The 26,149-nt window shown below is 71.5% G+C and carries 26 protein-coding genes; 11 read left to right on the top strand and 15 right to left on the bottom strand.

Annotated features, from left to right (window positions below; genetic code table 11):
- Window positions 1-9 precede the first annotated feature (9 nt).
- From D7044_RS00480 to arc, 9 genes are all read right to left on the bottom strand, one after another.
- On the bottom strand, window positions 10-1,149 hold the full coding sequence (locus tag D7044_RS00480) for an oxalate decarboxylase family bicupin (RefSeq protein WP_120681639.1): 1,140 nt from the start codon (window positions 1,147-1,149) through the stop codon (window positions 10-12).
- Between the two features lie 185 nt (window positions 1,150-1,334).
- On the bottom strand, window positions 1,335-1,541 hold the full coding sequence (locus D7044_RS00475) for a hypothetical protein (protein ID WP_120681499.1): 207 nt from the start codon (window positions 1,539-1,541) through the stop codon (window positions 1,335-1,337).
- Between the two features lie 69 nt (window positions 1,542-1,610).
- On the bottom strand, window positions 1,611-2,969 hold the full coding sequence (gene pafA, locus D7044_RS00470; protein WP_120681497.1) for a Pup--protein ligase: 1,359 nt from the start codon (window positions 2,967-2,969) through the stop codon (window positions 1,611-1,613).
- Between the two features lie 380 nt (window positions 2,970-3,349).
- Window positions 3,350-4,171, bottom strand: coding sequence for a proteasome subunit alpha (gene prcA, locus D7044_RS00465; protein ID WP_120681495.1), 822 nt, complete (start codon window positions 4,169-4,171; stop codon window positions 3,350-3,352).
- A gap of 58 nt (window positions 4,172-4,229) precedes the next feature.
- Window positions 4,230-5,069, bottom strand: a complete 840-nt coding sequence (gene prcB / locus D7044_RS00460) for a proteasome subunit beta (RefSeq protein WP_187398906.1) — start codon at window positions 5,067-5,069, stop codon at window positions 4,230-4,232.
- The gene (locus tag D7044_RS00455; RefSeq protein ID WP_120687610.1) at window positions 4,988-5,656 is read right to left on the bottom strand and encodes an endonuclease VII domain-containing protein; all 669 of its coding nucleotides are present in this window, start codon (window positions 5,654-5,656) and stop codon (window positions 4,988-4,990) included. The genes prcB and D7044_RS00455 overlap by 82 nt, the downstream gene beginning before the upstream one ends.
- Window positions 5,657-5,661: 5 nt before the next feature.
- A complete protein-coding gene (locus D7044_RS00450) occupies window positions 5,662-5,877 on the bottom strand; it encodes a ubiquitin-like protein Pup (RefSeq protein ID WP_120681488.1) in 216 nt (71 codons plus the stop codon).
- A 107-nt stretch (window positions 5,878-5,984) separates the two neighbouring features.
- Entirely contained in the window at window positions 5,985-7,502 is a 1,518-nt protein-coding gene (gene dop, locus D7044_RS00445) for a depupylase/deamidase Dop (protein WP_120681486.1), read from the bottom strand.
- 241 nt (window positions 7,503-7,743) lie between these two features.
- Window positions 7,744-9,525, bottom strand: a complete 1,782-nt coding sequence (gene arc, locus D7044_RS00440; protein ID WP_120681484.1) for a proteasome ATPase — start codon at window positions 9,523-9,525, stop codon at window positions 7,744-7,746.
- Between the two features lie 179 nt (window positions 9,526-9,704).
- Here arc and D7044_RS00435 point away from each other — a divergent pair, with 179 nt between their 5' ends.
- Window positions 9,705-9,995, top strand: a complete 291-nt coding sequence (locus tag D7044_RS00435; protein ID WP_120681637.1) for a ferredoxin — start codon at window positions 9,705-9,707, stop codon at window positions 9,993-9,995.
- A gap of 111 nt (window positions 9,996-10,106) precedes the next feature.
- Here D7044_RS00435 and D7044_RS00430 read toward each other — a convergent pair whose 3' ends face one another.
- The 3 genes from D7044_RS00430 to D7044_RS00420 form a co-directional block, all read right to left on the bottom strand.
- Window positions 10,107-10,679: a hypothetical protein gene (locus D7044_RS00430; RefSeq protein ID WP_120681482.1), complete on the bottom strand. Its 573-nt coding sequence runs from the start codon at window positions 10,677-10,679 to the stop codon at window positions 10,107-10,109.
- Window positions 10,680-10,757: 78 nt separating this feature from the next.
- Window positions 10,758-11,765: a tRNA (adenine-N1)-methyltransferase gene (locus D7044_RS00425; protein WP_305069447.1), complete on the bottom strand. Its 1,008-nt coding sequence runs from the start codon at window positions 11,763-11,765 to the stop codon at window positions 10,758-10,760.
- Window positions 11,762-12,817 (bottom strand): M50 family metallopeptidase, encoded by a 1,056-nt coding sequence (locus D7044_RS00420; RefSeq protein WP_233564851.1) that lies wholly within the window; start codon window positions 12,815-12,817, stop codon window positions 11,762-11,764. The genes D7044_RS00425 and D7044_RS00420 overlap by 4 nt, the downstream gene beginning before the upstream one ends.
- A gap of 182 nt (window positions 12,818-12,999) precedes the next feature.
- On the opposite strand from D7044_RS00420, the gene D7044_RS00415 reads away from it, so the two are divergent.
- From D7044_RS00415 to D7044_RS00395, 5 genes are all read left to right on the top strand, one after another.
- Window positions 13,000-13,917, top strand: coding sequence for a RecB family exonuclease (locus D7044_RS00415; protein WP_120681476.1), 918 nt, complete (start codon window positions 13,000-13,002; stop codon window positions 13,915-13,917).
- A 76-nt stretch (window positions 13,918-13,993) separates the two neighbouring features.
- Entirely contained in the window at window positions 13,994-15,187 is a 1,194-nt protein-coding gene (locus D7044_RS00410; RefSeq protein WP_120687607.1) for a sensor histidine kinase, read from the top strand.
- A 19-nt stretch (window positions 15,188-15,206) separates the two neighbouring features.
- Window positions 15,207-15,887 (top strand): response regulator, encoded by a 681-nt coding sequence (locus tag D7044_RS00405; protein WP_120681472.1) that lies wholly within the window; start codon window positions 15,207-15,209, stop codon window positions 15,885-15,887.
- 352 nt (window positions 15,888-16,239) lie between these two features.
- On the top strand, window positions 16,240-17,007 hold the full coding sequence (locus D7044_RS00400) for an ABC transporter ATP-binding protein (RefSeq protein ID WP_120681471.1): 768 nt from the start codon (window positions 16,240-16,242) through the stop codon (window positions 17,005-17,007).
- On the top strand, window positions 17,007-19,559 hold the full coding sequence (locus tag D7044_RS00395) for an ABC transporter permease (RefSeq protein ID WP_120681469.1): 2,553 nt from the start codon (window positions 17,007-17,009) through the stop codon (window positions 19,557-19,559). The genes D7044_RS00400 and D7044_RS00395 overlap by 1 nt, the downstream gene beginning before the upstream one ends.
- 136 nt (window positions 19,560-19,695) lie before the next feature.
- Here the strand turns inward: D7044_RS00395 and D7044_RS00390 are convergent, their stop codons facing one another.
- Both D7044_RS00390 and D7044_RS00385 read right to left on the bottom strand, forming a co-directional pair.
- Window positions 19,696-20,337 carry an HAD family hydrolase gene (locus tag D7044_RS00390; RefSeq protein ID WP_120681635.1) on the bottom strand — a complete coding sequence of 214 codons (642 nt, stop codon included), beginning with the start codon at window positions 20,335-20,337 and terminating at the stop codon, window positions 19,696-19,698.
- Window positions 20,338-20,476: 139 nt separating this feature from the next.
- Window positions 20,477-21,220, bottom strand: coding sequence for a neutral zinc metallopeptidase (locus D7044_RS00385; protein ID WP_120687606.1), 744 nt, complete (start codon window positions 21,218-21,220; stop codon window positions 20,477-20,479).
- A gap of 189 nt (window positions 21,221-21,409) precedes the next feature.
- On the opposite strand from D7044_RS00385, the gene D7044_RS00380 reads away from it, so the two are divergent.
- From D7044_RS00380 to D7044_RS32080, 5 genes are all read left to right on the top strand, one after another.
- Window positions 21,410-22,219 (top strand): class I SAM-dependent methyltransferase, encoded by an 810-nt coding sequence (locus tag D7044_RS00380; RefSeq protein ID WP_120687605.1) that lies wholly within the window; start codon window positions 21,410-21,412, stop codon window positions 22,217-22,219.
- Between the two features lie 95 nt (window positions 22,220-22,314).
- The gene (locus D7044_RS00375; protein ID WP_233564850.1) at window positions 22,315-22,707 is read left to right on the top strand and encodes a YciI family protein; all 393 of its coding nucleotides are present in this window, start codon (window positions 22,315-22,317) and stop codon (window positions 22,705-22,707) included.
- Window positions 22,708-22,710: 3 nt separating this feature from the next.
- Window positions 22,711-23,949, top strand: coding sequence for an RNA polymerase sigma factor (locus D7044_RS00370; RefSeq protein ID WP_120687603.1), 1,239 nt, complete (start codon window positions 22,711-22,713; stop codon window positions 23,947-23,949).
- A gap of 276 nt (window positions 23,950-24,225) precedes the next feature.
- Complete coding sequence (locus D7044_RS00365; protein ID WP_120681459.1) at window positions 24,226-24,786, top strand: SMI1/KNR4 family protein; 561 nt, start codon at window positions 24,226-24,228, stop codon at window positions 24,784-24,786.
- Between the two features lie 327 nt (window positions 24,787-25,113).
- Entirely contained in the window at window positions 25,114-25,368 is a 255-nt protein-coding gene (locus D7044_RS32080; RefSeq protein WP_147434553.1) for a hypothetical protein, read from the top strand.
- 152 nt (window positions 25,369-25,520) lie between these two features.
- Here D7044_RS32080 and D7044_RS00360 read toward each other — a convergent pair whose 3' ends face one another.
- A complete protein-coding gene (locus tag D7044_RS00360) occupies window positions 25,521-25,985 on the bottom strand; it encodes a hypothetical protein (protein WP_120681457.1) in 465 nt (154 codons plus the stop codon).
- Between the last annotated feature and the right edge of the window lie 164 nt (window positions 25,986-26,149).

The raw sequence follows: 26,149 nt of genomic DNA, 5'->3' as shown, positions 1-26,149 counted from the left end.
CCGCGGCGGTCAGCGGACCACGGGACGCTTCTCCTGCGGCAGCCCGGCGATCACCTCGGGTGGCAGGTTGACGGTGTCCGCCACCACCTCGGCCGGCGTGTTCGCCATCCACTGGGTCAGCGAGATGTCGGCGAACCGGGGTTTGCGGAACATCTCCAGGTAGACCAGCGGCTCCGAACCAAGGTTCTCGATGTAGTGGCCATAGGCGAACGGCACGTATCCCACGTCACCGGCCCGGAAGTCGAACGTCCGCGCCACGCCCGTGCTCGCGAAGACCCCCATCCGGCCCTGCCCGGAGATGTAGTACTGCCACTCGTCGTCGTTGGGGTGCCAGTGCATCTCGCGTAGGCCGCCCGGCTCCACCTCGACGAGGGCGGCGCAGATGGTGGTGGCCGCCGCGAAGGTGGAGACGTCGGCGACGCGGACCGTGCCACCGGGGAACCGCTGCGGTTGCTGGGCGAGCATCCGGTGGCTGAAGCTGCTCGGCACGTCGCCGGTCGGGCTGATCACCCGGTCCCGCTCCAACGGCGGCGGCAGCTGCCCGGCGAAGATGTACTTCTCCCGCTCCGGCAGCCGGTCCAGCAGCTCCGGGGCCCAGCCGAAGTTCTTCGCCAGCACCTCCCGCGGGGTGTGCGCGAACCAGTCGCTGATCAGGAACGTGCCGTTCTCCGAGAACGCCCCGTCGTCGAAGACCAGCAGGAACTCCACGCCCTCGTCGAGGGCCTGGATGTGGTGCGGCACGCCCTTCGGGAAGAACCACAGGTCCCCGGCGCGCACGTCGTCGAGGAAGTTGCGCCCCTCCTGGTCGACCGCGCTGATCCGGCAACTGCCGCTCAACACGTACGCCCACTCGGACTGCTTGTGCCAGTGCAGCTCCCGGTACGCCCCCGGCTCCAGGGCCATGTCCACGCCGCTGAGCTCCGTGGCGATCGGCAGCTCCCGCTGGGTTATCTCGCGGGTCCAGCCGCCCTGCTCGATGCGGGTGTGCGCGTCCGCGAAGGAGAACCGCAGGTTCGGTACGGTTCCGGCGTCCGTGGCGGGCGGAACGAGCAGGTCCGGGTTCTCCCGGTCCCGCGTCACGTCCCGCGGCCCGGGATCCCGCCAGCCCCCGCCGCCCCGCTCCGGCTGCGGCACCCTCATCTCGTTCATGATCGCCTCCCGCGTCGTGGCGTGCCCGGTCATCGCCGGGCCGACGGGCAGGCGCGCGCTGACCGTGCGGCGGCGACGACGGGGCCTACCCGACACCGCGACCCGGACGGGCCATTCGCTGGCCCGCCCGGGTCACCCGAACAGGAGGCCCGCCACGGAGGCGGGAGGAGGCGGCGCGGTGCGGCTCAGACGAGGAAGATCAGGGCGAGCCAGCCGCCGACGATCAGCAGCAGCGCGAGCGCGAGCACCCACGTCGGCACTCTGTACTCACCGCGCCGGTTCCGTTCGATCTCGTCGCGGATCTTCGTCCGGCGGCGCTCCACCCAGTTCTGGCGCTGCCGGCCACTGTCGGTGGGCTCTCGGCCCGACTGCGGGCCCGGGGATGTCGTCATGGCCCGGCCAGCCTACCGGGCGGTCCGGGCCGGCGGCGCGCCACCGCCGGCCCGGCCCCTCCACGGGGCTCACATGCTGGCGATCAGCCGCTCGACCCGCTCGTCGTACGCCCGGAACGGGTCCTTGCAGAGTACGGTGCGCTGCGCCTGGTCGTTGAGCTTCAGGTGCACCCAGTCGACGGTGAAGTCACGCCGCTTCTCCTGCGCGTGCCGGATGAACTCCCCGCGCAGCCGGGCACGGGTCGTCTGCGGCGGCGTCTCCTTCGCCTCGAAGATCTCCGGATCCGTCGCCACCCGGTCCACGTCGCCGCGCCGCTCCAGCAGCGCGTAGAGGCCCCGGCCGCGACGAAGGTCGTGGTAGGCCAGGTCCATCTGAGCCACCCGCGGATGCGACAGCGGCAGGTCGTGCTTGCGCTGGTAACGCTCGATCAGGCGCAGCTTCGTCACCCAGTCGATCTCCCGGGCCACCGGATCCAGGTCGCCGGTCTCCACCGCCCCCAGCACCCGACCCCACAGCTCCACCACCCGCTTGGCGGTCTGGTCGCCACCACGCCGCTCGACGAACTCGGTCGCCCTGGAGAGGTACTCCTGCTGGATCTCCAGCGCGCTGATCTCCTTACCGGAGGCGAGGCGCACCTTGCGCCGCCCGGTGATGTCGTGGGACACCTCGCGGATCGCCCGGATCGGGTTCTCCAGCGACAGGTCCCGCATCACCACCCCGGCCTCGATCATCCGCAGCACGATGTCGGCGGAGCCGACCTTGAGCAGTGTGGTGACCTCGTTCATGTTGGAGTCGCCGACGATCACGTGTAGCCGGCGGTAACGCTCGGCGTCGGCGTGCGGCTCGTCCCGGGTGTTGATGATGGGACGGCTGCGCGTCGTCGCCGAGGAGACCCCCTCCCAGATGTGCTCGGCCCGCTGCGAGAGGCAGTAGACGGCGCCCCGCGGGGTCTGCAGCACCTTGCCCGCACCACAGATCAACTGCCGGGTGACCAGGAACGGGATCAGCACGTCGGCCAGCCGGCCGAACTCGCCGTGCCGGGACACCAGGTAGTTCTCGTGGCAACCGTACGAGTTGCCGGCCGAATCGGTGTTGTTCTTGAACAGGTAGATCTCACCCGCGATGCCCTCGTCGTGCAGCCGCTTCTCCGCGTCGACGAGCAGCCCCTCGAGGATCCGCTCACCGGCGCGGTCGTGGGCCACCAGGTCGACCACCGAGTCGCACTCCGGAGTGGCGTACTCCGGGTGGGATCCGACGTCCAGGTAGAGCCGGGCCCCGTTACGCAGGAACACGTTGCTGGACCGGCCCCAGGACACGACCCGGCGGAAGAGGTAGCGGGCCACCTCGTCCGGGGAGAGCCGCCGCTGTCCGCGGTAGGTGCAGGTGACGCCGTACTCGGTCTCGAGGCCGAAGATTCGCCGCTCCATGGTGTGACATTAGCCGCCCGAAGCCCGGATTGGGCAGCGCTCAAGAGCGTGGCCTTCCCACGCGGCCGGCCGCCCACCGGACCGCCACCCGCGGACCCGGCCCCGCGCCACCGGCCGACCGGCACCTCGACAGCCGCGCAGACCCTCGTCGCCGGCGGCGCCGCGCCCCTCGACTCGGCGTCGAACCTGCGGCCGCTCACCGGCGCCGAGCCGCTACCGCACCCTGGCACCGCCACCCCTGATCGTCCACTTCGCCGCCGGGTCGCACGTCGCCGCCGAAGCCGCCCCGGCCGCCGAAACCGGGCGAGCCGCCGGCCGAGCCGACCGCAGGGCGGTCGACCGGGCCGGCGGCTCGTCGCGGACTCAGGCGCGGGCGTCGCTCAGGACTCGCCCTCGGACTCCCGGCGCTCCAGATCTGCCGAGGCGGCGGACGTGGTCGGCTTGTGCGCCTCCCCCGTCGGCGCCGTCGGCGTCTGCGGGCCACCCGCCGGCTCCTCGGCCACCCCACCGTCCAGCAACGCCGTCAGCGCCGCCCCGGTGATCCGGCGGAACGTACGGCCGATGCGGCGGCGGTCGAGGACCGCCACCTCCAGCTGGTTCGCGGCGATGGTCCGGGCGGCGCCGCCCTCGCCGCCGACGCTGCCCAGCGCCTTCACGGCCACCTTCACCGCCTCGCCGAGCGTCATGTCCGCCCGGTGCTCCGCCTTGAGCACACCGGTGATCGCCTCCGCCTGGCCGCCCATGGCCATCCGGCCGGGCTCGTCGTTGACCGAGCCGTCGTACGTGAGCCGGTAGAGCTCGTCGTCGTCGGGCGCCGCGCCGACCTCCGCCACGCAGATCTCCACCTCGAACGGCTTCGACTGCTCGGTGAAGATGGCGCCCAGGGTCTGCGCGAACGCGTTCGCCAGCGCCCGGCCGGTGACGTCGCGCCGGTCGTAGGAGAGCCCGTTCAGGTCGGCCATCCGCACGCCGGCCCGGCGCAGGTTCTCGAACTCGTTGTAGCGGCCCACGGCCGCGAAGCCGATCCGGTCGTAGATCTCACTGACCTTGTGCAGGGCGCTGGAGAGGTTCTCGGCGACGAAGAGCACCCCACCCTCGTAGCTCAGGACCACCGCGCTGCGCCCGCGGGCGATGCCCTTGCGGGCCAGCTCGGAGCGGTCGCGCATGATCTGCTCGGGCGAGGCGTAGAACTGCATGGCCACGGCGGCTGGTTCTCCTTAGCGCTGTGCGGAACGACTGCTGACGACTGCGGACGGCCGGTCAGCCGCCCGGGTTCTCCATCCGGGCGGAGACCACGGCCTCCGCGATCGCCCCCGTCTCGGCGTCGGTGAGCCGGTGCGTGCCCTCCGCGGTCGCGGTCATCACCACGGGGTAGATGCGGCGGGTCAGGTCGGGACCACCGGTAGCCGTGTCGTCGTCGGCGGCGTCGTAGAGCGCCTCGACCGCGAGCTTGGTGGCGTCGTCGATCGACAGCCCGGCCCGGAACCGCTTCTTGAGCGCGGACTTGGCGAACAACGAGCCGGAGCCGATGGCGTCGTAGCCGGTCTCCTCGTACGGGCCGCCGGTCACGTCGAAGCTGAAGATCCGACCGGCCCTCGCCGGGTCGGCGGCGGCCAGATCGAAGCCGGCGAAGAGCGGGATCACCGCGAGCCCCTGCATGGCGGCGCCGAGGTTGCCCCGGATCATCGAGGCGAGCCGGTTGGCCTTGCCGTCGAGCGAGAGCATGGCGCCCTCGATCTTCTCGTAGTGCTCCAGCTCCACCTGGAACAGCCGCATCAGCTCGATGCCGATACCGGCGGTGCCGGCGATGCCGACCAGTGAGTACGCGTCGGCCGGGTGCACCTTCTCGATGTCCCGCTGGGCGATCAGGTTGCCCATCGTGGCCCGCCGGTCGCCCGCCATCACGACGCCCCCGGCGGCGGAGATCGCCACGATGGTGGTCGCGTGCGGCGCCATGTCGGCCGCCATGCCCGGGGGCAGCGGCCGTCGGCCGGGCAGCATCTCGGGTGCCACCTTGCTCAGGAACGAGGTGAAGGAGGACGTCCCCGCGTTGGTGAACACATCTGGTAGACGCCCGGATGGATCAAAACCCGCTGCCACGTGGTTCCTCTCAGGTACGTGATCGCCCTGGCCAGCCGCTCTGGACTGTCCCGGAACTGGCCAAGACCACCGTTGCAGTTGAAGCAGAGTATCCCGCGCACCCACCCGGTGCGATGATCGTGGTCCAGATGTTCCGGATCGGGGGTACCGCAGACGGCGCACACCCCACCTTGCTCGGTCAGGAGTTCATCGAACTCCTTCTGCCCGACGCCGTACCGCCGCCGCAGGTGGTATTCACGACTGCCGCCGTAGAGCCGCTGCTTGGATTCACGGCCCCGCGCGTTGTGGCAGGGCTTGCAGTAGCTGTGCCGTCCGCTGGCATTGGTGGTCCGTGGAAAGTCCGCCAACGGCTTGATCTGCTGGCAGTCCGGGCAGCACTTCAGTCCATCCACGACCGGCGCGGCGGTCGTCCGCTGTGCGGCGATCCCGCGTTTACGGCGGCTCGCCGCGGAGCGGGCGGCCGCGCAGGTCTTACAGTAGAACGCGAGCCCGTCGGGCCGACGTTTGTTGCGGTGGAACGCCGACGCGGGAAGCGATTGACCGCACTGGGGACAGACCTTGTCCGTCGCCTCGGGCGAATCGGACATACCCCCTATTGTCCCCCTTTCTGGACGTATCCTCTCACAAACTCCTCGGCGTTCTCTTCGAGGACGGAGTCGATCTCGTCGAGCAGGTCGTCGACGTCCTCGGTGATCTCGGCGTGCCGCTCGGCGACCTCCGGGTTCGCCTCGGTGGTGACGTCCTCGATCTCCTCGTTCTGGCGGGACTTGCCCGACTGCGACTGACCGCCGCTGTCACGAGTGGCCATCTGGTGCCTCCTCCAACGATCTCTTGCGAGAAACTTACCTCGCGCGGGCGACGAAAAGCCCGCCGCGCGCCGTAGTCGACGCGCAGCGGGCTCGGCCGCGATCCGGGTCAGCCGCCGGTCAGCGTCTCCAGCAGGTCCTTCGCAGAGGCACACCTGTCGAAGAGGGCGCCGACGTGCTTACGGGTGCCCCGCTCCGGCTCCATCATCGGCACCCGTACCAGCGACTCCCGGCCCACGTCGAAGATGACCGAGTCCCAGCTCGCCGCGACCACCTCGGAGGCGTACTGGGCGAGGCAGCGGCCGCGGAAGTAGGCCCGGGTGTCCTCCGGGGGCTCGGTCATGGCGGTGCGGGTGTCCTCGTCGCTGAGCAGCGTCTTCATCGCGCCCCGCGAGACCAGGCGGTGGTAGAGGCCCTTCTCCGGCCGGACGTCGGAGTACTGCAGGTCGACCAGCTGGAGCTTGTGCGCCCCCCAGCCGAGCTTCTCCCGCTCCTGGTAGCCGTGGAGCAGCCGCAGCTTCGCCACCCAGTCCAGCTCGTCGGCGCAGAGCATCGCGTCCCGCCCGAGCCGGTCCAGCACGCTCTCCCAGCGGGCCAGCACGTCCTCGGTCTGGGCGTCCACATCGTCGCCGTAACGGTCGTCGACAAAGGAGCGCACGCGCTCGTAGTACGCCCACTGCACGTCCAACGCCGTGAGCCGCCGCCCGTCCCGCATCCGCATCAGGTGGGTGAGCGACGGATCGTGGCTGACCGCGCGCAGCTCGTTGACCGGGTCGGCGATGCCCAGGTCGGGGCCGAGCGCCTTCTCCTCGATCATCGTGAGGATCAGCGCGGTGGTGCCGACCTTCAGGTAGGTGGAGATCTCGGAGAGGTTGGCGTCACCGATGATGACGTGCAGCCGCCGGTACTTGTCCGCGTCCGCGTGCGGCTCGTCGCGGGTGTTGATGATCGGCCGCTTGAGGGTGGTCTCCAGCCCGACCTCGACCTCGAAGAAGTCGGCCCGCTGGGAGATCTGGAAGCCGTTCTGGCCGCCGTCCTGGCCGATGCCCACCCGTCCGGCGCCGCAGACGATCTGCCGGGTGACGAAGAACGGGGTCAGGTACGCGACGATGTCCGCGAACGGCGTCTGCCGCCGCATCAGGTAGTTCTCGTGGGCGCCGTAGCTGGCGCCCTTGTTGTCGGTGTTGTTCTTGTAGAGGTGGATGGGCTGGGTGCCGGGGATGGTGGCCGCCCGCCGGGACGCCTCGGCCATCACACGCTCGCCGGCCTTGTCCCAGCGCACCACGTCCAGCGGATTGGTGACCTCCGGAGTGGAGTACTCCGGGTGGGCGTGGTCGACGTAGAGGCGCGCACCGTTGGTCAGTATGACGTTGGCGAGCCCCAGGTCCTCGTCGGCGAGGGCCTCCGCGGGGTCGTACGCGGCGCCGGAGTAGGTGAAGCCCCGGGCGTCGCGCAGCGGCGACTCCTCCTCGTAGTCCCAGCGGGCGCGGCCACCGCGGTTGAGTTCCGGACGCGCCCCGTAGGCGTTCACCACCTGCGAGGAGGTCACCATCGGGTTGGCTCCGGCCTGACCGGGCACGGAGATGCCGTACTCGACCTCGGTGCCCATGATCCGTCGTACGCTCATCGACCTGCTCGCTCCGCTCGCCCGTCCGGTCCCCCGTCCCGTCGAGCGTAGTCGGCCACACGGCGTACGGGGGCGTGCCAGACGTCGCGCCGTCTGCAAATGGCGGGGAGGGTGCGCCGCGGCCGGGCCCGGCGGGCCGAGGCGGTCCGGCCGGGAGCGGACGTGGCGGTGGGGTCGGGCGCGGCGATCCACGGGGCCCGGGGCGTACGCCACCCCGAGCCCCGTCGTGTCGCGCTGCCGGTCAGAGGTACTGGCCGGTGTTGCTGGCGGTCTCGATGGACCGTCCGGCCTCGGCGCCCTTGCCGCCGGAGACGAGCGTGCGGATGTAGACGATCCGCTCGCCCTTCTTGCCGGAGATGCGGGCCCAGTCGTCCGGGTTGGTGGTATTGGGCAGGTCCTCGTTCTCCCGGAACTCGTCGACGCAGGCGTCGAGCAGGTGCTGCAGTCGCAGTCCCTTGCGGTTGGAGGTGAGGAACTCCTTGATGGCCATCTTCTTGCCCCGGTCGACGATGTTCTGGATCATCGCGCCGGAGTTGAAGTCCTTGAAGTAGAGGACTTCCTTGTCGCCGTTGGCGTAGGTGACCTCGAGGAAGCGGTTCTCCTCGGTCTCGGAGTACATCCGCAGCACGACCGCGTCGATCATCGCCGCCACGGTGGCCTGTGGGTCACCGCCGTGCTCGGTCAGGTCGTCGGCGTGCAGCGGCAGACCCGAGAGGATGTACTTGGAGAAGATGTCCTTGGCCGCCTCGGCGTCCGGCCGCTCGATCTTGATCTTCACGTCGAGCCGGCCGGGGCGCAGGATGGCCGGGTCGATCATGTCCTCGCGGTTCGAGGCGCCGATGACGATGACGTTCTCCAGGCCCTCCACACCGTCGATCTCGCTGAGCAGCTGCGGAACGATGGTGTTCTCGACGTCCGAGGAGACACCGGAGCCGCGGGTACGGAAGACCGAGTCCATCTCGTCGAAGAACACGATCACCGGGGTGCCCTCGCCGGCCTTCTCCCGCGCCCGCTGGAAGATCAACCGGATGTGCCGCTCGGTCTCACCGACGTACTTGTTGAGCAGCTCGGGGCCCTTGATGTTGAGGAAGAAGCTGGTGTGCTTCTCCTCGCCGCGCCGCTCGGCGATCTTCTTGGCCAGGGAGTTGGCCACCGCCTTGGCGATCAGCGTCTTGCCGCAGCCGGGCGGGCCGTAGAGCAGGATCCCCTTGGGCGGGCGGAGCTGGTGCTCCCGGAACAGGTCGGCGTGCAGGAAGGGCAGCTCCACCGCGTCGCGGATCTGCTCGATCTGCGACTGGAGGCCACCGATGTCGGAGTAGTCGACGTCGGGCACCTCCTCCAGGACCAGCTCCTCGACCTCGCTCTTCGGGATCCGCTCGTACGCGTACGCCGAACGGGGCTCGATCATGAGCGAGTCGCCGGCCCGGATCGAGGACCCGATCAGGCTCTCGGCGAGGTGCACGATGCGCTCCTCGTCGGAGTGGGAAACCACCAGCGCCCGGTCACCGGGACCGCCGCCGGGGCTCTCCAGCACCTCCTTGAGCATGACCACCTCGCCGACCCGCTCGTAACCGAACGCGTCGACGATGTTGAGCGCGTCGTTGAGCAGGACCTCCTGGCCGCGCCGCAGTTCGGCGACGTCCAACGACGGCGACACCGCGACCCGTAGCTTGCGGCCGCCGGTGAAGACGTCGACGGTCCCGTCGTCGTGTCGGGCGAGGAACACTCCGTAACCGCTCGGTGGTTGGGCGAGGCGGTCGATCTCCTCCTTGAGCGTCACGATCTGCGCGCGAGCCTCCTTGAGGGTGCTCACGAGCCGGTCGTTGTTCTCGGTCAGCCGCGCCAACTGCGCCTGGGTGGCGGCCAGCCGCTCCTCGAGCTGCCGGACGTGTCGGGGGCCTTCGGTCAACTTGCGCCGCACCAGGGCGAGTTCCTCTTGAAGGAACGCGACCTGCGTGGAGAGATCGTGGGCCTCCTTCTCCCACCGTGCGGCGCGCGAGTCCGCGTCGTCGCTGCGTGCCACGTCCCACCTCCCCGGGGGGCTTGAACGTTCTGCCCTAACACTAGCCGCTATGAGCCCGATTCGGTCCCGCGCAACGCCCCTGTCACTGAACCTTGATCGCTACGGGTGGGTCATCAGGACCGTTGCGGGCATTCGGGTACCGTCGGGGCGTGGGACGGGAGAACATGGGGGGTGCGCCGGTGGCGCAGGTCGCGACGGACCAGCTTCAGGTCTGGGTGGACCAGGATCTCTGCACGGGCGACGGGCTCTGCGTGCAGTACGCGCCGGAGGTCTTCGAGTTCGACGTCGACGGGCTGGCCTACGTCAAGGGCTCCGACGGTGAGCTGTTGCAGGCCCCCGGCAGCCGCGTCGACGTTCCGGAGCACCTGCGCCTCGAGGTGATCGACTCGGCGAAGGAGTGCCCGGGCGAGTGCATCCACGTCGTACGCGCCGGCGACGGCGTCGAGGTGGCCGGTCCCGACGCCGACTGAGCAGATACGAAGAGATGCCCGGCGGCGTGCCGCCGGGCATCTCTTCGTATCTGCCGCTGAGAGCATCGGCCGGTCTCCGGCCGGTCAGCGCATCGGCCGGTCTCCGGGCGGTCAGAGCATCGGTCGGCCGACGACCGAGGCGACCAGCCGGGCGAACTCCTCCAGCCGGGCGATCTGCCCGGCGCCGCCGTCGTCGAGGGTCTTGCCGAACCGCAGCGCGTCGTGCCGGGGCCCGCCGACCACCTCCTCGGGTGGCGGCGCCTCGTCGAGCGAGGTGAGCAGCAGGTAGACGTCGATGCTGTCGACGCGGACCGTACCGTTGTCGGCGCGGGTGAGCCGGCGGCGGCAGCCGACCTCGGTGACCGTGGAGACCGGCACCACCCGCAGCGACGAGGTCATCGACCCGGGCGGTCCCTCGCCCGGCGGCACGTCCTCGCCGTGCCAGAGGATCAGCCGGCTGCCGTCGCAGACGACGACCTCCTGCCAGACACCGTTGACCTCGTTGACGAACCGTTCCAACGTGAAGCCGAGCACCGACGCGCCGCGCAGCACCCCGCCGAACGCCTCCAGGGCGATGTCCGGGTCCCGCAGGTAGGCCCGCGCGGCCGACTCCAGATCCTGGTACGGCGACCAGTCCGGGAAGACCGCTGGCAGGTCACCGCCGCCGTAGCCCGGGCTACTCATGCCGCATCCTCCCTCTGGTCGGCGCCCCCGTGAACCGTTCGCGGACGGAACAACCGTGCACTCATGCCGGGCCGCCCGTCACGGCGTGTCCATCTCCTCCGCTGCGTCGGGACCTGTCACCGCTGCCTGGGCAGCTGCCTGCCGGGCGGCCTCCGCCTCCCGCAGCACCTGGCGGCGCTGCACGTACGCCTCGGTGCCCTTGCTCGGCTTGCGTCGCCGCGGCGGCGCGGTGACGCCGGGAGCGAGCTTGCGGGCGGAGACCAGGAACGCGGTGTGGGCGACCATCCGGTGGTCCGGGCGGACGGCGAGGCCCTCGGCGTGCCAGTCGCGCACCAGCGACTCCCAGGCTCGGGGCTCGGTCCAGCCGCCCCGCTCGCGCAGCGCCTCGACCAGTTCGGAGAGCTGCGGGGTCGTCGCCACGTAGCCGATGAACACCCCGCCGGGCAGCAGCGCCCGCTCGACCATGTCGAGGGTCTCCCAGGGGGTGAGCATGTCGAGGATGATCCGGTCGAAGCCGGTCTCCTGACACTGGGCGACGTCGCCGACGTGCAGGTTCCAGGCCGGGTGCGGGCCGTTGAAGAAGGACTCCACGTTGCGGCGGGCGATCTCGGCGAAGTCCTCGCGCACCTCGAACGAGTGCAGCTCCCCCTCGGCGCCGACCGCCCGCAGCAGCGAGCAGCTGAGCGCGCCGGAGCCCGCGCCGGCCTCGAGCACCTTGGCGCCGGGGAAGATGTCGCCCATCGCCACGATCTGCGCCGAGTCCTTCGGGTAGATCACCTGGGCGCCGCGGGGCATGGAGAGCACGTAGTCGGCGAGCAGCGGGCGCAGGGCGAGGAAGGCGGTGCCGCCGCCGGTGGTGGTGACCACGCTGCCGTCGGGCTGACCGATGAGCGCGTCGTGGTCGAGGATGCCGCGGTGGGTGTGGAAGGCCTTGCCGGGCTCCAGGGTGATGGTGTGCATCCGCCCCTTCGGGTCGGTCAGCTGCACCCGGTCGCCGACCTGGAAGGGGCCTCGGCGCGCCGGGGCCGGCCCGGGGCGGTCGGCGGGCACCGGGGTGCCGGGGGCGGCGGAGGGAGTTGCGCTCACGTGTTCATCTTCCGGTCGGGTTCGAGGAGCTGGGCGAGATCCGCGATGTGCAGAACGCCGACGACATCTTCGCCTGAGGTCACCACGTACCGTGCGCCCGGGTGGGTCTGCACGGCCTCCATCACGCGTTCCCCGTCGAGCCCGAGGGGAAGGGTGGGCAGCGCGGCGAGCGGCCGGGACACCGCGTCGACGGCGAGCCAGGGTCGACGCTCGACCGGCACCGCCGCCACCTCGGCCGGGTCGACCAGGCCGACGGGTCGACCGGTGCTGTCGGTGACGAGCAACGCCGCGTCGGCCCGGGCGTGCTCGGCTCGGCGCTGCGCCTCGGCGAGCGGGGTGCCGGTCGGCACCGGCCAGACCGGTCGGGCCAGGCGGGCCAGGTCGATCAGGGGGAAGCGCCGGCTGATCTTCGCGTACCGGATCGACTGGCCGGCGCCGCGCCAGAGGGTGAACGCCACCAGCAGCATCAGCGGCAGCGCCAGCGGGACCAGCCGGTGGGTGAGGGTGAGCACGGCGACCAGCGCCGCGGTGCCGGCCGCCACGATCCGGCCCACCCAGCCGGCCACCTCGGTGCCCCGGTGCCGGTCGCGGGTGACCGCCCAGACGGCGGCGCGCAGCGCCCGCCCGCCGTCGAGCGGCAGGCCGGGCAGGGCGTTGAAGACCGCGACGATCACGTTGCTCACCGCCAGCTGGAACGCGAGCTGGTTGGCGACGGTGTGGTCGGGCAGGGCGAGGGTGACCACGACGGCGACCGCGCCGAGGGCCGCGGAGACCGCCGGGCCGGCGAGCGACACCAGCAGGTCGACGCGGGGGGACGGGGCGTCGCGGTCCATCTCCGTGTAGCCGCCGAGCAGTTCGAGGGTGATCCCGCGTACGCCGATACCGTAGCGGCGGGCGGTGAGCGCGTGACCGAGCTCGTGCAGCAGCACCGAGCCGAGCAGGGAGACCACGAACCCGACGCCGATGACGTAACCGCTGAGCTGCGACAGGGCGAGCTGATTGCGGGCGAACTCGGCGTACAGGACGGTGACCAGCAGGGCGAGCAGGAGCATGGAGGCGTTGAGGCGCAGCGGCACGCCGAAGACCCGTCCCACGGTCAGGGCGAGGCTGCCGAGGGGCCGGCGCCGGGGCCGGGACGTCTGCTCCATCGGGTCGATGCTACGGACTGCACCTGAGACGGCGCGCGGCACGGCGGGCGCGGGAGGTGTCACACCGGTGCCCTAATCTTCCGGACATGACGGCGGATCAGGTGACCACCCGACAGCCCACGCCCACGGCGGGGGCGCCGGCGACAGTGCGGGCGTCGTTGTCCCCGTCGCGGGCGGCGGATTTCAAGACCTGTCCCCTGCTCTACCGCTTCCGCAGCATCGACCGGCTGCCCGAGCGGCCCACCGTCGAGCAGGCCCGGGGCACGCTGGTGCACGCGGTGCTGGAGCGGCTCTTCGACCTGCCCGCCGCCGGCCGGCATCCGGACGCCGCCGGCGACCTGGTCGCCCCGCAGTGGGACCGGCTCGTCACCGAGCAGCCGGAGCTGGCCGGGCTCTTCCCCGCCGACGGCGACCCGGCCGCCCTCGCCGAGTTCCTCCGGTCGGCCGCGGGGCTGCTGGAGGGCTACTTCGCGGTGGAGGATCCGCGCCGGCTGGAGCCCGCCGAGCGGGAGAGCCTGATCTCGGCGGTGGTCGACGACGAGCTGCTGATCCGGGGTTACCTCGACCGGCTCGACGTGGCGCCGGACGGGGCGCTGCGGGTGGTCGACTACAAGACCGGCGGCGCGCCGCGTGAGGCGTTCGAGGCGCGGGCCCTGTTCCAGCTGAAGTTCTACGCGCTCGTGCTGTGGCGTACCCGGGGGGTCGTCCCGCGGGTGCTGCGTCTGCTCTATTTGCGCGACGCCGAGGTCTGCGACTACACCCCCGACGCCGACGAGCTGGTCCGGTTCGAGCGGACCGTGGTGGCGTTGTGGCGGGCGATCGAGCAGGCCACCGCGCAGCAGGACTTCCGGCCCCGGCCGAGCCGACTCTGCGACTGGTGCAGCCACCAGGCGCTCTGCCCGAGCTTCGGCGGCACACCCCCGCCGTTTCCGGCGCACGCGGCGAGCGCCGACCCGCTGCTCGACGCGCGATCGCGGCCCGCGCAGCCCGGGGCGGACGAGTGAGCCTCCTCCCCGGGGAGGAGATCGGGCTCGTCTTCGACGACGATCAGCGCCGCCGGAAGGCGGCTAGCGTCTCGGTATGACCGAGCGCGTGTGGGTGCCTCTGCGTCGGCGCCCGCTCGCCGCCGACGCGCTGCTCGCCGCCGCCCTGGTGGCGATGGAGCTGGTGTTCGCGCTGATCACGCCGCGCGAGCTCTGGTCGCGGTCGCTGCCGGTGACGGTGGCCTGGAGCGTGGCGTGCGCGGCGCCGTTGGTGCTGCGCCGGGTGGCGCCCTGGCCGGCGATCGGCGCGGCGGTGGCCACGCTGGGGCTTCCGGCGGTGACCGGGCTGGGCGCCGGGGTGCAGGGGTTGACGTTCGCCGTGCTGACCTTCACGGTGGCGGCGCGGTGGCAGGCCCGGCGGGCGGCGGCCGCCGCAGCAGTGCTGTGGGTGCCGGTGGCGGTGGCCAACGTGGTCGCACCGGTCGACGGCCTGCTGGCCGTCAGCCCGACCCTGCTGGTGCTGAACAACCTGCTCGTGGGGCTGCTGTCGTACGCGGTGGGCCGGGTGGTGCAGGCCCGCCAGGCGGCCAACCGGGCGCTGCGGGAGCGGGCCCGGGTGGCCGAGGAGCGGCAGCGGTCGCTCGCGGAGCAGGCGGTCGCCGACGAGCGGCGCCGAATCGCCCGCGAGCTGCACGACGTGGTGGCGCACCACGTCAGCGTGATGGGTGTGCTGGCCACCGGGGCGCGGCGGGTGCTGCGCCGGGACCCGGACGCGGCCGACGAGGTGATCGGCACGATCGAGGAGACCGGCCGGGCCACCCTGCGGGAGCTGCGCCGGCTGCTGGACGTGCTGCGGACCGACGCGGAGCCGGACGCCGACCTCGCCCCCCAGCCGGGGCTCGCGGGCATCGAGACCCTGACCGAGCAGGTACGCGAGGCGGGCCTGCCGGTGACGCTGCGCGTCGACGGTGACCCGGTCGTGGTGGAGGAGGGCGTGGCGCTGGCGATCTACCGGATCGTGCAGGAGGCGTTGACCAACGCGCTCAAGCACGCCGGCGCGGCGACCGCCGAGGTGCGTATCGGCTACGACGGGGCCGCCGTGGTGGTGGAGGTCACCGACGACGGGCGGGGACCGGTTCCGGGTTCCCGCGGCGTGGGGCACGGTCTGGTGGGCATGCGGGAGCGGGTCGGCCTCTACGGTGGTGTCCTACAGGCCGGCGCGCGGACCGGCGGCGGGTTCCGGGTCCACGCGAGGATTCCGGTGGAGCAGCCGGGGCCGGTGCCGGCGTGACGGGTGAGCAGGGGGCGGCATGACCGATCGGACGGCCCGGCCGGTACGGGTCCTGCTCGTCGACGACCAGCCGCTGCTGCGTACCGGCTTCCGGATGGTGCTGGGCGCCGAGGAGGACCTGGACGTCGTCGCGGAGGCCGGTGACGGCGTGGAGGCGGTGGATCTGTCCCGCCGGCTGCTGCCAGACGTGGTGCTGATGGACATCCGGATGCCGCGGATGGACGGGGTGGCGGCGACCCGCGCGATCGTCGACGCCCGCCTCCCGGTGCGTGTGTTGATCCTCACCACCTTCGACCTCGACGAGTACGTGGTGGGGGCGCTGCGCGCCGGGGCCAGCGGCTTCCTGGCGAAGGATGTGCCCGCCGAGGACCTGGTCACCGCGATCCGCACGGTGGCCGCCGGGGAGGCGGTGGTGGCGCCGCGCATCCTGAAGCGGCTGCTGGACCGGTTCGCGGACGTGCTGCCCGACCCGTCGGCCACGCCGCCGCGTTCGCTGGCCGCGCTCACCGAGCGGGAGCGGGAGGTGCTGGTGCAGGTCGCCCGGGGGTTGTCCAACTCCGAGATCGCCGCGGAGCTGTCGGTGAGCGAGACCACGATCAAGACCCACGTCGGGCACGTGTTGACGAAGCTGGGGCTGCGCGACCGGGTGCAGGCCGTGGTGCTGGCGTACGAGACGGGTCTCGTACGCCCCCGGGGGTAGCGGGCACGTCCGGCTACTCCCTCCGTCGTATTCGAAGATCCGCCCTCGGCGCGAGGTAGCTTTTGCCGTCGTCACCTACCGTGACCGCAGACGGCCCGACGGGGTTGACTCTCACGCGGCGTCAACCCATAGCGTCCGGCCGGGCTGGTCGGCTGCGGCGACCCACCGTGCTCGATCAGCCCCGTCTCAGGGGCAACCCTGAGTCGGCATGGGGGGCACCCGCAGCACGGAAATCCGCACCGGCTCCGACCAAGGTCGGAGAGAACCGGGGTGACGAACGCGGAGGATGAGAGGGTCGCGCCGAATCCAGCGGGGGGCGGCGCGGACGGACCGAACGACAGAGGGAGAAGACGTGACCGCGACGGTAGGCCGGCAGGCGCAGGCCGCGGCCCGGGCGAACGACGTGTGGAAGGTGTACGGCAGCGGCGAGGCGCAGGTCATCGCGCTGCGGGGGGTCAGTGCCGAGTTCGAACAGGGCCGCTTCACCGCGATCATGGGCCCCTCGGGGTCGGGCAAGTCGACGCTGATGCACTGCCTGGCGGGGCTGGACACGGTGACCCGGGGGACGGTGTCGATCGGCGACACCACGGTCACCGGTCTGGGCGACGCCGGGCTGACCAAGCTGCGCCGGGACAAGGTGGGCTTCATCTTCCAGCAGTTCAACCTGCTGCCCACGCTCAGCGCCAAGGAGAACATCCTGCTGCCGTTGTCGATCGCCGGGCGCAAGCCGGACCCGGCCTGGTACGACATCGTGATCGACACGGTCGGGCTGCGGGACCGGCTGGACCACCGGCCGGCGCAGCTCTCCGGCGGGCAGCAGCAGCGGGTGGCGTGCGCCCGGGCCCTGGTCTCCCGCCCGGAAGTGATCTTCGCCGACGAGCCGACGGGAAACCTCGACTCCCGCGCCGGCGCGGAGGTGCTGAACTTCCTGCGCAACTCGGTACGTGAGCACGGCCAGACGATCGTCATGGTCACCCACGACCCGACCGCCGCCGCGTACGCCGACCGGGTGGTGTTCCTGGCCGACGGGCAGATCGTCTCCGAGTTGATCGAGCCGACCGCAGACACCGTGCTGGACACCATGAAGAAGCTGGACGCCTCGGCCGAGGTGAACGGCTGATGTTCCGGGCGACACTGAAGAGTCTCCTGGCGCGCAAGCTGCGGCTCACCCTCTCCGGGCTGGCCGTGGTCCTGGGAGTGATGTTCGTCTCGGGCGCGTTCGTGCTGACCGACACCCTCGGCCGGACCTTCGACGCGATCTTCGCCGACGCGTACGAGGGGGTGGACGTCAACGTCGCGGCCAAGCCGAAGATCGCGATGTCGGAGATGGAGGGCGAGCAGGCTCCTCCGCCGTTCCCGGCGAGCACGGTCGAGAAGGTCCGCGCGGTGCCCGGGGTGGCCGACGCGACGGGCGTGGTCGCCATCGACGGGGCCCGCCTGATCGGCAGCAACGGCAAGGCCGTCGCCTCGTTCGGTCCGCCGCAGCTCGGCGAGAACTGGACCGGCGAGACGGACCTGATCCAGCTGCGTGAGGGGCGCGGCGCGAACGCCGCCGACGAGATCGTCATCAACAAGGGGCTCGCCGACGCGGGCAAGGTGAAGCTCGGTGACCGGGTCGGGGTGCTCACCCCGCTGGAGCCGAAGCAGCAGTTCACCATCGTCGGGATCTTCGGCTACAGCGGTGGCCGGGACTCGATCGGCGGCTCCAACGAGATCATGTTCACCACGCCGGTGGCGCAGCGGCTCATGCTGGGCGAGCCCGACACCTTCAACAGCGTGAGCGTGCAGGCCGCCGACGGTGTCTCCCCCGAGTCGCTGCGCGACTCGGTGGCCGGCGCGGTCGGCGGCGGGTACGACGTGAAGACCGGCGAGCAGCTGTCGGAGGAGGCGGCGGCGGGCTTCAAGGAGGCCCTGTCGTTCTTCAACCGGATCCTGCTCGGCTTCGCGGCCGTGGCGCTGCTGGTCGGCACGTTCCTGATCCTCAACACCTTCTCGATCATCGTGGCGCAGCGCACCCGGGAGCTGGCGCTGATGCGGGCCATCGGCGCCAGCCGGAAGCAGATGATCGGCTCGGTGGTGCTGGAGGCGATCGCGGTCGGCCTGATCGCCTCGGTGCTCGGCCTGGGCGCCGGCATCGGCATCGGCGCGCTGCTCGCGTGGGCGTTCGGCAACCTGGCCGGCGGGCTCACCCTGGCCGGGCTCGGCATACCGATGAGCGCCGTGATCAGCGCGTTCGCGGTCGGCCTGGTCATCACCGTGGTGGCGGCGCTGCTGCCGGCGCTGCGGGCCTCGCGGATCCCACCGATCGCGGCGATGCAGGACGTGGCCACGCCGGACCGCCCGCTGACCCGGATCACGGTCACCGGCGGTGTGGTCAGCGCGATCGGCGCGGTGCTGCTCTTCCTCGGCCTCTCCGGCAACGCGGGGGACAGCACGCTGGTCACGATCCTGGGCGGGGTGCTCTTCGCGTTCATCGGTGTCGCGTTGCTGACCCCGCTGATCAGCCGACCGGTGGTCAGCGTGCTCGGGGCGATCTTCGCCTGGTCGGTGCCGGGCAAGCTGGGACGGCTCAACTCGGGGCGCAACCCGCGTCGCACCGCCATCACGGCGGCGGCCCTCATGGTCGGCATCGCCCTGGTGACCGGCGTGACGGTGATCCTGGACTCGGCGAAGAGCAGCATCAGCGGCCTCGCCCAGGACACCATCAAGGCCGAGCTGGTCATCGCCGGCGTGCAGAGCGGCCCCCGGCCGCCGACGTTCGACCCGGCGGTGCTGGAGAAGGCCGCGGCGATTCCCGGCGTCCAGCTGGTCGACGGCGAGTACGGCGACCTGGCCGTGGTCGGCGGGGAACGCACCTGGGTCGCCGCGAGCAGCGACGACGCCGCGCTCCGGCAGATCTTCGGGGTGCAGCCCACCGCCGGGAACATCGACCGGCTCGGACCGAACGAGATGCTGGTCAGCACGGACACCGCGGCGGACCGCGGACTCTCGGTCGGTTCTACGGTGCCGGTGCAGCTGGCCCGTGGCGAGCCCAGCACCTACACGGTCACCGGCATCTACGGCAGCAGCCAGCTGACCAACGGTGTCATCCTCCCGGCGGAGGCGGCCCGCGACTTCGCCATCCCGCAGCCGATCCAGGGCTTCATCCAGTTGGCCCCCGGCACCAACGTCGCCGACGTGCAGCCGCAGGTCGAGGCGCTGCTCGCCGACTCCCCGGAGGTGTCGGTGGCCGACCGGGACGCGTTCATCGAGCAGCAGGCCGGTCAGGTCGACGGGCTGCTCACGATGATCCAGATCCTGCTGGCGCTGGCCATCGTGATCGCGGTCCTCGGCATCGTCAACACCCTGGCGCTGTCGGTGCTGGAACGCACCCGCGAGCTGGGGCTGCTGCGGGCCATCGGGCTACGCCGGGCGCAGACCATGCGGATGATCACCGTCGAGGCGGTGGTGATCTCGGTGTTCGGGGCGCTGCTCGGCGTGCTCGTCGGCGCGGGCCTGGGCGCCGCCGTGGTCGAGGCGTTGAAGGACGAGGGCATCACCGACCTGGTGCTGCCGTGGACGCAGATCGGGGTCGCCCTCGGGCTCGCCGCGATCGTGGGGGTGATCGCGGCGATCCTGCCCGCGGCCCGGGCCGCCCGGATCAACGTGCTGGGCGCGATCGCCCACGACTGATCCGCGACCCGACGGTTGCCCCCGCACTCGGTACCGCGGGGGCAACCGGCACCGATCCGCACGAAGCACGACATCCGTGAGGGGCCGCGCCGACCGGCGCGGCCCCTCACCGCTTCAGGGGCCGGCGAGCACGGCGTCAGCGGCCGGCCAGCAGCGCGGCGAGGAACTCCAGGTCCACGGTGGTCAGGCTCTTCAACTGGTGTACGCCGTCGGTCGACGGCAGCGGCACCTCGGCCGGCACGGCCAGCACGGCGGCGCCGGCGGCCAGGGCACTGGCCACCCCCGTGGCCGAGTCCTCGATCGCCACGCACCGCTCGATCGGCACCCCCAGCAGCCGGGCGGCGGTCAGGTACGGCTCCGGGTGCGGCTTCGCCGCGACCACCTCGTCGCCGCAGACCACCACGTCGAAGTTCTCCCGGCCCAGGGTCTCCAGCGCCACCTCGACCAGCGGACGGCCGCTGGAGGTGACCAGCGCCGTCGGGATGCCGGCCGCGCGTACCGCCGTCAGCAGGGCCATCGCCCCCGGCCGCCAGCTCAGCCCGGTGCGGAACAGCTCCAGGATCCGGGCGTCGATCCAGTCGGCGCTGACCTTCAGGTCCCGCTCCGGCTGGCCGAGGTCCTCGTGCAGGATCCGCATCGAGTCCGCCATGACCGTGCCGACGATCGACCGGCGCGCGTCGTCGGAGAGGGTCCCGCCGTAGACGGCGGCGAGCTCCTGCAGCGCGACGTCCCACAGCTTCTCGCTGTCGACCAGGGTGCCGTCCATGTCGAAGAGCACGGCGGCGGGATGACGGCTGGTGTGCGGATCGCCCAGGGACATGCCGGGATCCTCTCAGGGGCACGGCGGGACGCTCGTCCCGGTGCCCGCCCGGGTGACCCACGCAATCGCCGGGCCCACCGCGGCCCGGCCGCCGGGATCAGCCGAGGTCGCAGGCGGCCAGCGACCGCTCGTAGCCGCGGAAGAAGGAGTCGGTCCGCTGCTCGGCGGTGCCGTGCGAGCCCTCGGCGAACCAGGGCTGGTCGGGGTCGTCGCCGACCGCCGCCAACCCCTCCCGGAACTCCTCCAGGTCACCCTCGCCGAGGGTCAGGGCGCCCGAGCGCACCGAGTCGCCGAGGTACGCCCCGGCCATGCAGTCGGCCTGCAGCTCCTGCTGGATGGTGAAGTCGTAGCGGATGCCGAGGCGTACCTGGATGCCGTGCGCGTACTCGTGGCCGAGCAGGTAGAAGACGAACGCGTCGCCGACCTGCCGGAACGCGGCCACGGACCAGGCGACGTCGTACGCGATGAAGTCGCCCTGCGAGCAGTAGACGGCGTTGTTGCGCGGCAACGCCTGCCCGCCACAGTAGACCTCCCCGGCCCGCTGGTAGGAGACGATCCGCCGGATCGGTCGGAACCCCTCCCCCGACGCCCGGAACTGGGCCGCCCAGTACCGCTCGGCCACCGCCTGCGCGTCGGCGACGTCCTGGGCGAACTCCTCGACGCTGGTGGTGCCGTCGGCGCGGGTGGCGGCCGTGCCCGGCGCCACCGTCGGCTCCGGCGGCGCGGGCTCACCGCCCTGCGGATCGCTCACCCCTCCGACGAAGCAGCCGCCGGCCGCCACGAGCGCCACCAGCAGGCCCGCCAGCGGCCCTCGGAACCGACCTGTCGCCCGTCTGTCCACATCGCCCTCCCCGGCAGCCCGCTCGCGCACGCGATACCCCGACGGTACGTGCTCCCTGCGCGCCGAGCGGCGCCACGGTGCCGGGATTCGAGGAGTGCGGCTGGGGCCGCTGTCGAAGTCGTCGGTGGAGCTGCGCCCGCCCGCCGCAGGCCGGTCCGGGTCTTTGACACCCGCAATAAGGTCACGTCGATGACCGACTTCGACGATCACGAACGTGGGCGGTGGGCCGGGCGCGCCGAGGCGTACGCCCGTAGCTTCGGCCGGCTCTGCGCGTACCCCGCGCCGGCCCTGCTGGATGCGGCTGGGGTGACCGACGGCGCCCGGATGCTGGACGTCGGCACCGGCCCGGGCACCGTGGCGGCGCTCGCCACCGCGCGCGGCGCGACCGTGACCGCCGTGGACGCCGAGGCCAGCATGATCGTCACGGCCCGTACGGCCCGCGCCGCGGGCCACTTCGCGCGGGCCGCGCTGCCCCTGCTGCCCTTCCCCACCGGCGCCTTCGACGTGGCGGTGGCGAACTTCGTGATCAACCACGTCGGCGACCCGCTCGCCGCCGTGTCGGAGCTGCGCCGGGTGGTACGCCCCGGCGGTCAGGTGGCGATCACCATCTGGCCGTACCCGCGGCCGCCGCTGCAACGACTCTGGCGGCAGGCGTACGAGGCGGCCGGCGGGCCACCCCGACCGGCGCTGCCGCAGGTCGACGCCGAGCGGAACTTCGACCGTACGCCGAAAGGGCTGACCGGGCTGCTGCGTGGCGCGGGGCTGGACCCGCTGCGGTGCGAGACGCTCTCCTGGGTGCACCGCACCGACCCGCAGGAGTGGTGGGCCGGACCGGAGGCCGGCATCGGAGAGCTCGGGCTGCTGCTCGACGGCGCACCGGCCGATCTCCGCCGGCGGGCCCGCGACGCCTACGACCGGCTCACCGCCGAGTACCTCGGCCCCGACGGGCTGCTCGGTCTGCCCACCGCGGCCCTGGTCGCGGCGGGTCGAACACGATGACCCGGGGCCGGGTGTCCGGAACCGGTGGACGGCTTCGACGTCACCGGTGAGCGGCGCCGCGGCGGCGCCGACGGAAGGAGCAGACCGTGAAGTACATGATCCTCCTGTACGGCTCGCAGCAGGACTACGACGTGCTCAGCGGGCAACCGGGCGACCGCCCAGCCATGACCCCCGAGCAGGTCGCGGCGATGCACGCGCACATGGAGAAGGTCCACCAGGCGCTCGTCGACTCCGGCGAGCTGGTCGACGCCCAGGGGCTCAGCGCGCCGGTGCACGCCCGCCGGGTCCAGGTCGACGGCGGGCTGCCGGTGGTGACCGACGGCCCGTACCCGGAGACGCAGGAGGTGCTCGCCGGCTACACGATCGTGGAGTGCGCCAGCTTCGACCGGGCCACCGAGATCGCCTCCGGCTTCGTGAACCCCGACGCCCCCGGCGAGTACGTCGACGTGCGGCCAGTGCTCGACGGCGTCGAGGACCTGGCCGGCTGACCAGTGCCCGAGCCGCGTGTCGAAGACCTGCTGCGTCGGCTGGCGCCGCAGGTCCTCGGCGCGCTCGTACGCCGCTACGGTCACTTCGACACGGCCGAGGACGCCACCCAGGAGGCGCTGATCGCCGCCGCGACCGGCTGGCCGCGTGACGGCGTACCGGAGAACCCTCGGGCCTGGCTGATCGCGGTGGCGGCCCGCCGGCTCACCGACCTGCTCCGCCGGGAACAGGCCCGGGCCCGGCGGGAGGACCTCGTCGCCCGCCGGGTGCTGCCCGCCGACCGGGTGGCGCCGGCCGCGGACCGGCCGCCCGACGACGGTGACGATAGCCTGATCCTGCTCTTCCTCTGCTGCCACCCGGCGCTCTCCCCCGCCGCGCAGATCGCGCTGACGCTGCGCGCGGTGGGTGGGCTCAGCACCGCCGAGGTGGCGCGAGCCTTCCTGGTGCCCGAGGCGACCATGGCCCGGCGGATCAGCCGCGGGAAGCAGCGCATCCGCGACAGCGGCTTACCGTTCCGCATGCCGACGGGCGTCGAGCGCCGCGAGCGGCTCGCCGTCGTCCTCCACGTGCTCTACCTGATCTTCAATGAGGGGTACACCCGCACGGCCGGGCCGGGCCTGCTCCGCGCCGACCTGGCCGCCGAGGCGATCCGGCTGGCCCGGCTGCTGCACCGGCTCCTGGCGGACGAAGCCGAGGTGGCCGGGCTGCTGGCGTTGATGCTGCTCACCGATGCGCGAGCACCGGCCCGGATCGGCGCGCACGGCGAGCTCGTGCCGATGGCCGAGCAGGATCGCAGCCGCTGGAAGGCCGACCAGATCGCCGAGGGCGTCGCCCTGGTCAGCGCGGCGCTGCCCCGCGGGCCGGTCGGCCCGTACCAGCTGCAGGCGGCCGTCGCCGCCGTGCACGACGAGGCGCGCAGCGCCGCCGAGACCGACTGGGCGCAGATCACCGCACTCTACGAGGTACTGCGAGACGTCGCCGACAGCCCGGTGGTGGCGCTCAACCACGCGGTGGCGGTGGCCATGAGTCGGGGCGCACCCGCCGGGTTGGCCCTGCTCGACGGCCTCGCCGCCGACAGCCGCCTCGCCGGCGATCCCCGGCTGCCCGCCGCCCGGGCGCACCTGCTGGAGCTGGTCGGTGACCGGGCCGCCGCCGAGGAGGCGTACCGGACGGCGGCCGGACGGTCGACGAACCTCGCCCAGCAGCGCTACCTCCACTCCCGCGCCAACCGCCTCACCGACTGACCCACTCCCGCCTCACCTCGCCTGACAGGCCCGTCGAGATCTTGGTGCGCCTCGCTGAGATCTTGGAACCTTTCGGCCCTCTTGGGGGCCGTTTCCTACCAAGATCTCGTGGCCAGGGCGCGGGGCGCTAGCTAGCACTCCCGACGCCGATCATCACCCGTTCCGCCCCGCGATCTTGGAAGGAAGCGGCCCTCAAGAGGGCCACAACGTTCCAAGATCTTCACGCTCACCTCACGGCGGAGAGACTGACATACCTCTGCGGCATGATCGCGTCTCGTGACGGACTACACCGACCTTCTGGCCCGCATCGCCGCACGGGCTCGCGAGGACGAGCCACTGACGCCAGTTGCCACCGGCCTGCCGGCTCCGCTTGCCCACGAGAAGGTCACCGACGCCGAGGAGCGACTGGGGTTCCAGCTACACCCCTTGCTGGCGGCGATCTACCGAGACTTCGCGAACGGCGGCTTCGGCCCGGATTACCAGCTACTCAGCCTGACCGAGGGACCGACGTCCGAACAGGCCGTCGACTGTTACATCGAAGCGAGACGCAGCTCCGCCAACACCGAGTGGGCCTGGCCTGAAGGAGTTCTTCCGATCCTGGACTGGGGTTGCGGCATGTACGCGTGCGTCGACTGCCGAAGCGAGCAGGGAACCGTCCTCCTCTTCGAACCCAACCCGGGAGACCCCGACGCCGCCTGGTGGATCGACTCTCCCAGCCTGACGACGTGGTTGGAGCACTACGTCAACGACACCGGGTGGTGGGTCAAGGCCGCGGAAGGTGACGACTTCGACGAACTGCCACCGTGGCCGGACGCCAAGGAACGCGCGGCCGGCTGATCATGAGGCCGTACTTGGCGTTGTATCGATTGTGGGCCCGAATATAGCCGATCAAACCGGACGAGACGTCCTGCGAATTGGGCCTGACCCCGTCAAGGAACTCCTCAGATGGGCACCTCAACGGCCTGAAGACTGGCATGATCTTGGAGGCTCACACGTCGTCGCCCGGCAGGTGAGCCGAACGCGGGTGTGCAACGATGATCGGCATGTCGACTCCCCGAAAGGGCAATGCCGCGTAGGCGCCCAGCACAACTGCGTGCCGACTCCATCTACCGGCGACCGCTTAACGGGTCGACCTCCGTCATCCCTGGGCTCTCGGCCCGCGGCTTGAGAACCATCGCCTACCTCGAACGCACCCGCCTCTGGAACCAGGCCGTCTCTGATGCACTGCGGACCTGGTCATGGTTCGTACGCCACCCCTGGCATCGCTTGTGGGACCCGACGGCCGGCTGCGGAGTGATGCAGTGCTGTCCCAACCCGCCCGAGTTGCGCTGGATCCTGGACGTCGCCGTTGCTGTTCTTCCACCACAGGACGCCCGGACCCTTCGCAAGCAGATCGCGGCGCTCGATGAGCTGTGGTGACCCGCCGGCCCCTGGCCTGCCCGGCGACTGCGGGCGTTGACGAAAATAGGGAGCGTCCGCATCGTGGGCAGCCGGCTGTCCTGCGCCGGTTGATGGTTGCACTGCGGCCTCGGTTGATGCTTGGCGTACGCGCGTCTCCTACCAGCGGAGTGTCAGTTGTTGCTGGGGCTCGCGATTCCGCGTCGGGCGAACGATCGGGCAACCTGATCGAAGATCGAGACGGCAAGGTGTGGTTGGTCGGCTGCTTCGGCCACGGCAAGTCCAACCTGCCCGTCGTAACCCACCAGTCGCGTGTGGCGCTCGACGATGAGGCCGAGTTGATAGATCAGTTTGACGATCGCCGCAGCGTCAGGGCCCTGGTACCAGTACGGAACGGTAATCCCTGCCTCATCGCCGTACAGGCTCAACTGGATGCCGGTCGGTTCATGGTCCAGTTGCAACAATTGCGCGTCAACGTCGCCCAGGAGTTGCCGCGCTTCGGCCACGATGTGCGCCCACGCTTCCGCGTCCGGCGATCCGGTGTCCGCGTCGTCCTCAACCCGTTCCTCCAAGGCATCAAGCGCTTGGTCCCAGGACTGGTCGTCATCCTTGGACAGGAACGTGATGTCGTAGCTCATGGGCGCGCACGATACCCATCCCGCAAGTGTTCTGCGACGCCCAGGTCGTTTCGCGGACGTCAGCGACGGCCGATGCTGATAGCCCGGGTGACGGCCTGTACGCCGGTGACGACCTGGAGACGGCACGATCGTGGTTCTAAGAGCGCCGCAGGGGGTGAAAGTGC

Origin of the sequence: Micromonospora musae (genome assembly GCF_003626635.1) — a bacterium.
Classification (GTDB): Bacteria; Actinomycetota; Actinomycetes; order Mycobacteriales; family Micromonosporaceae; genus Micromonospora; species Micromonospora musae.
This window is presented reverse-complemented; position numbering and strand designations above follow the sequence as displayed.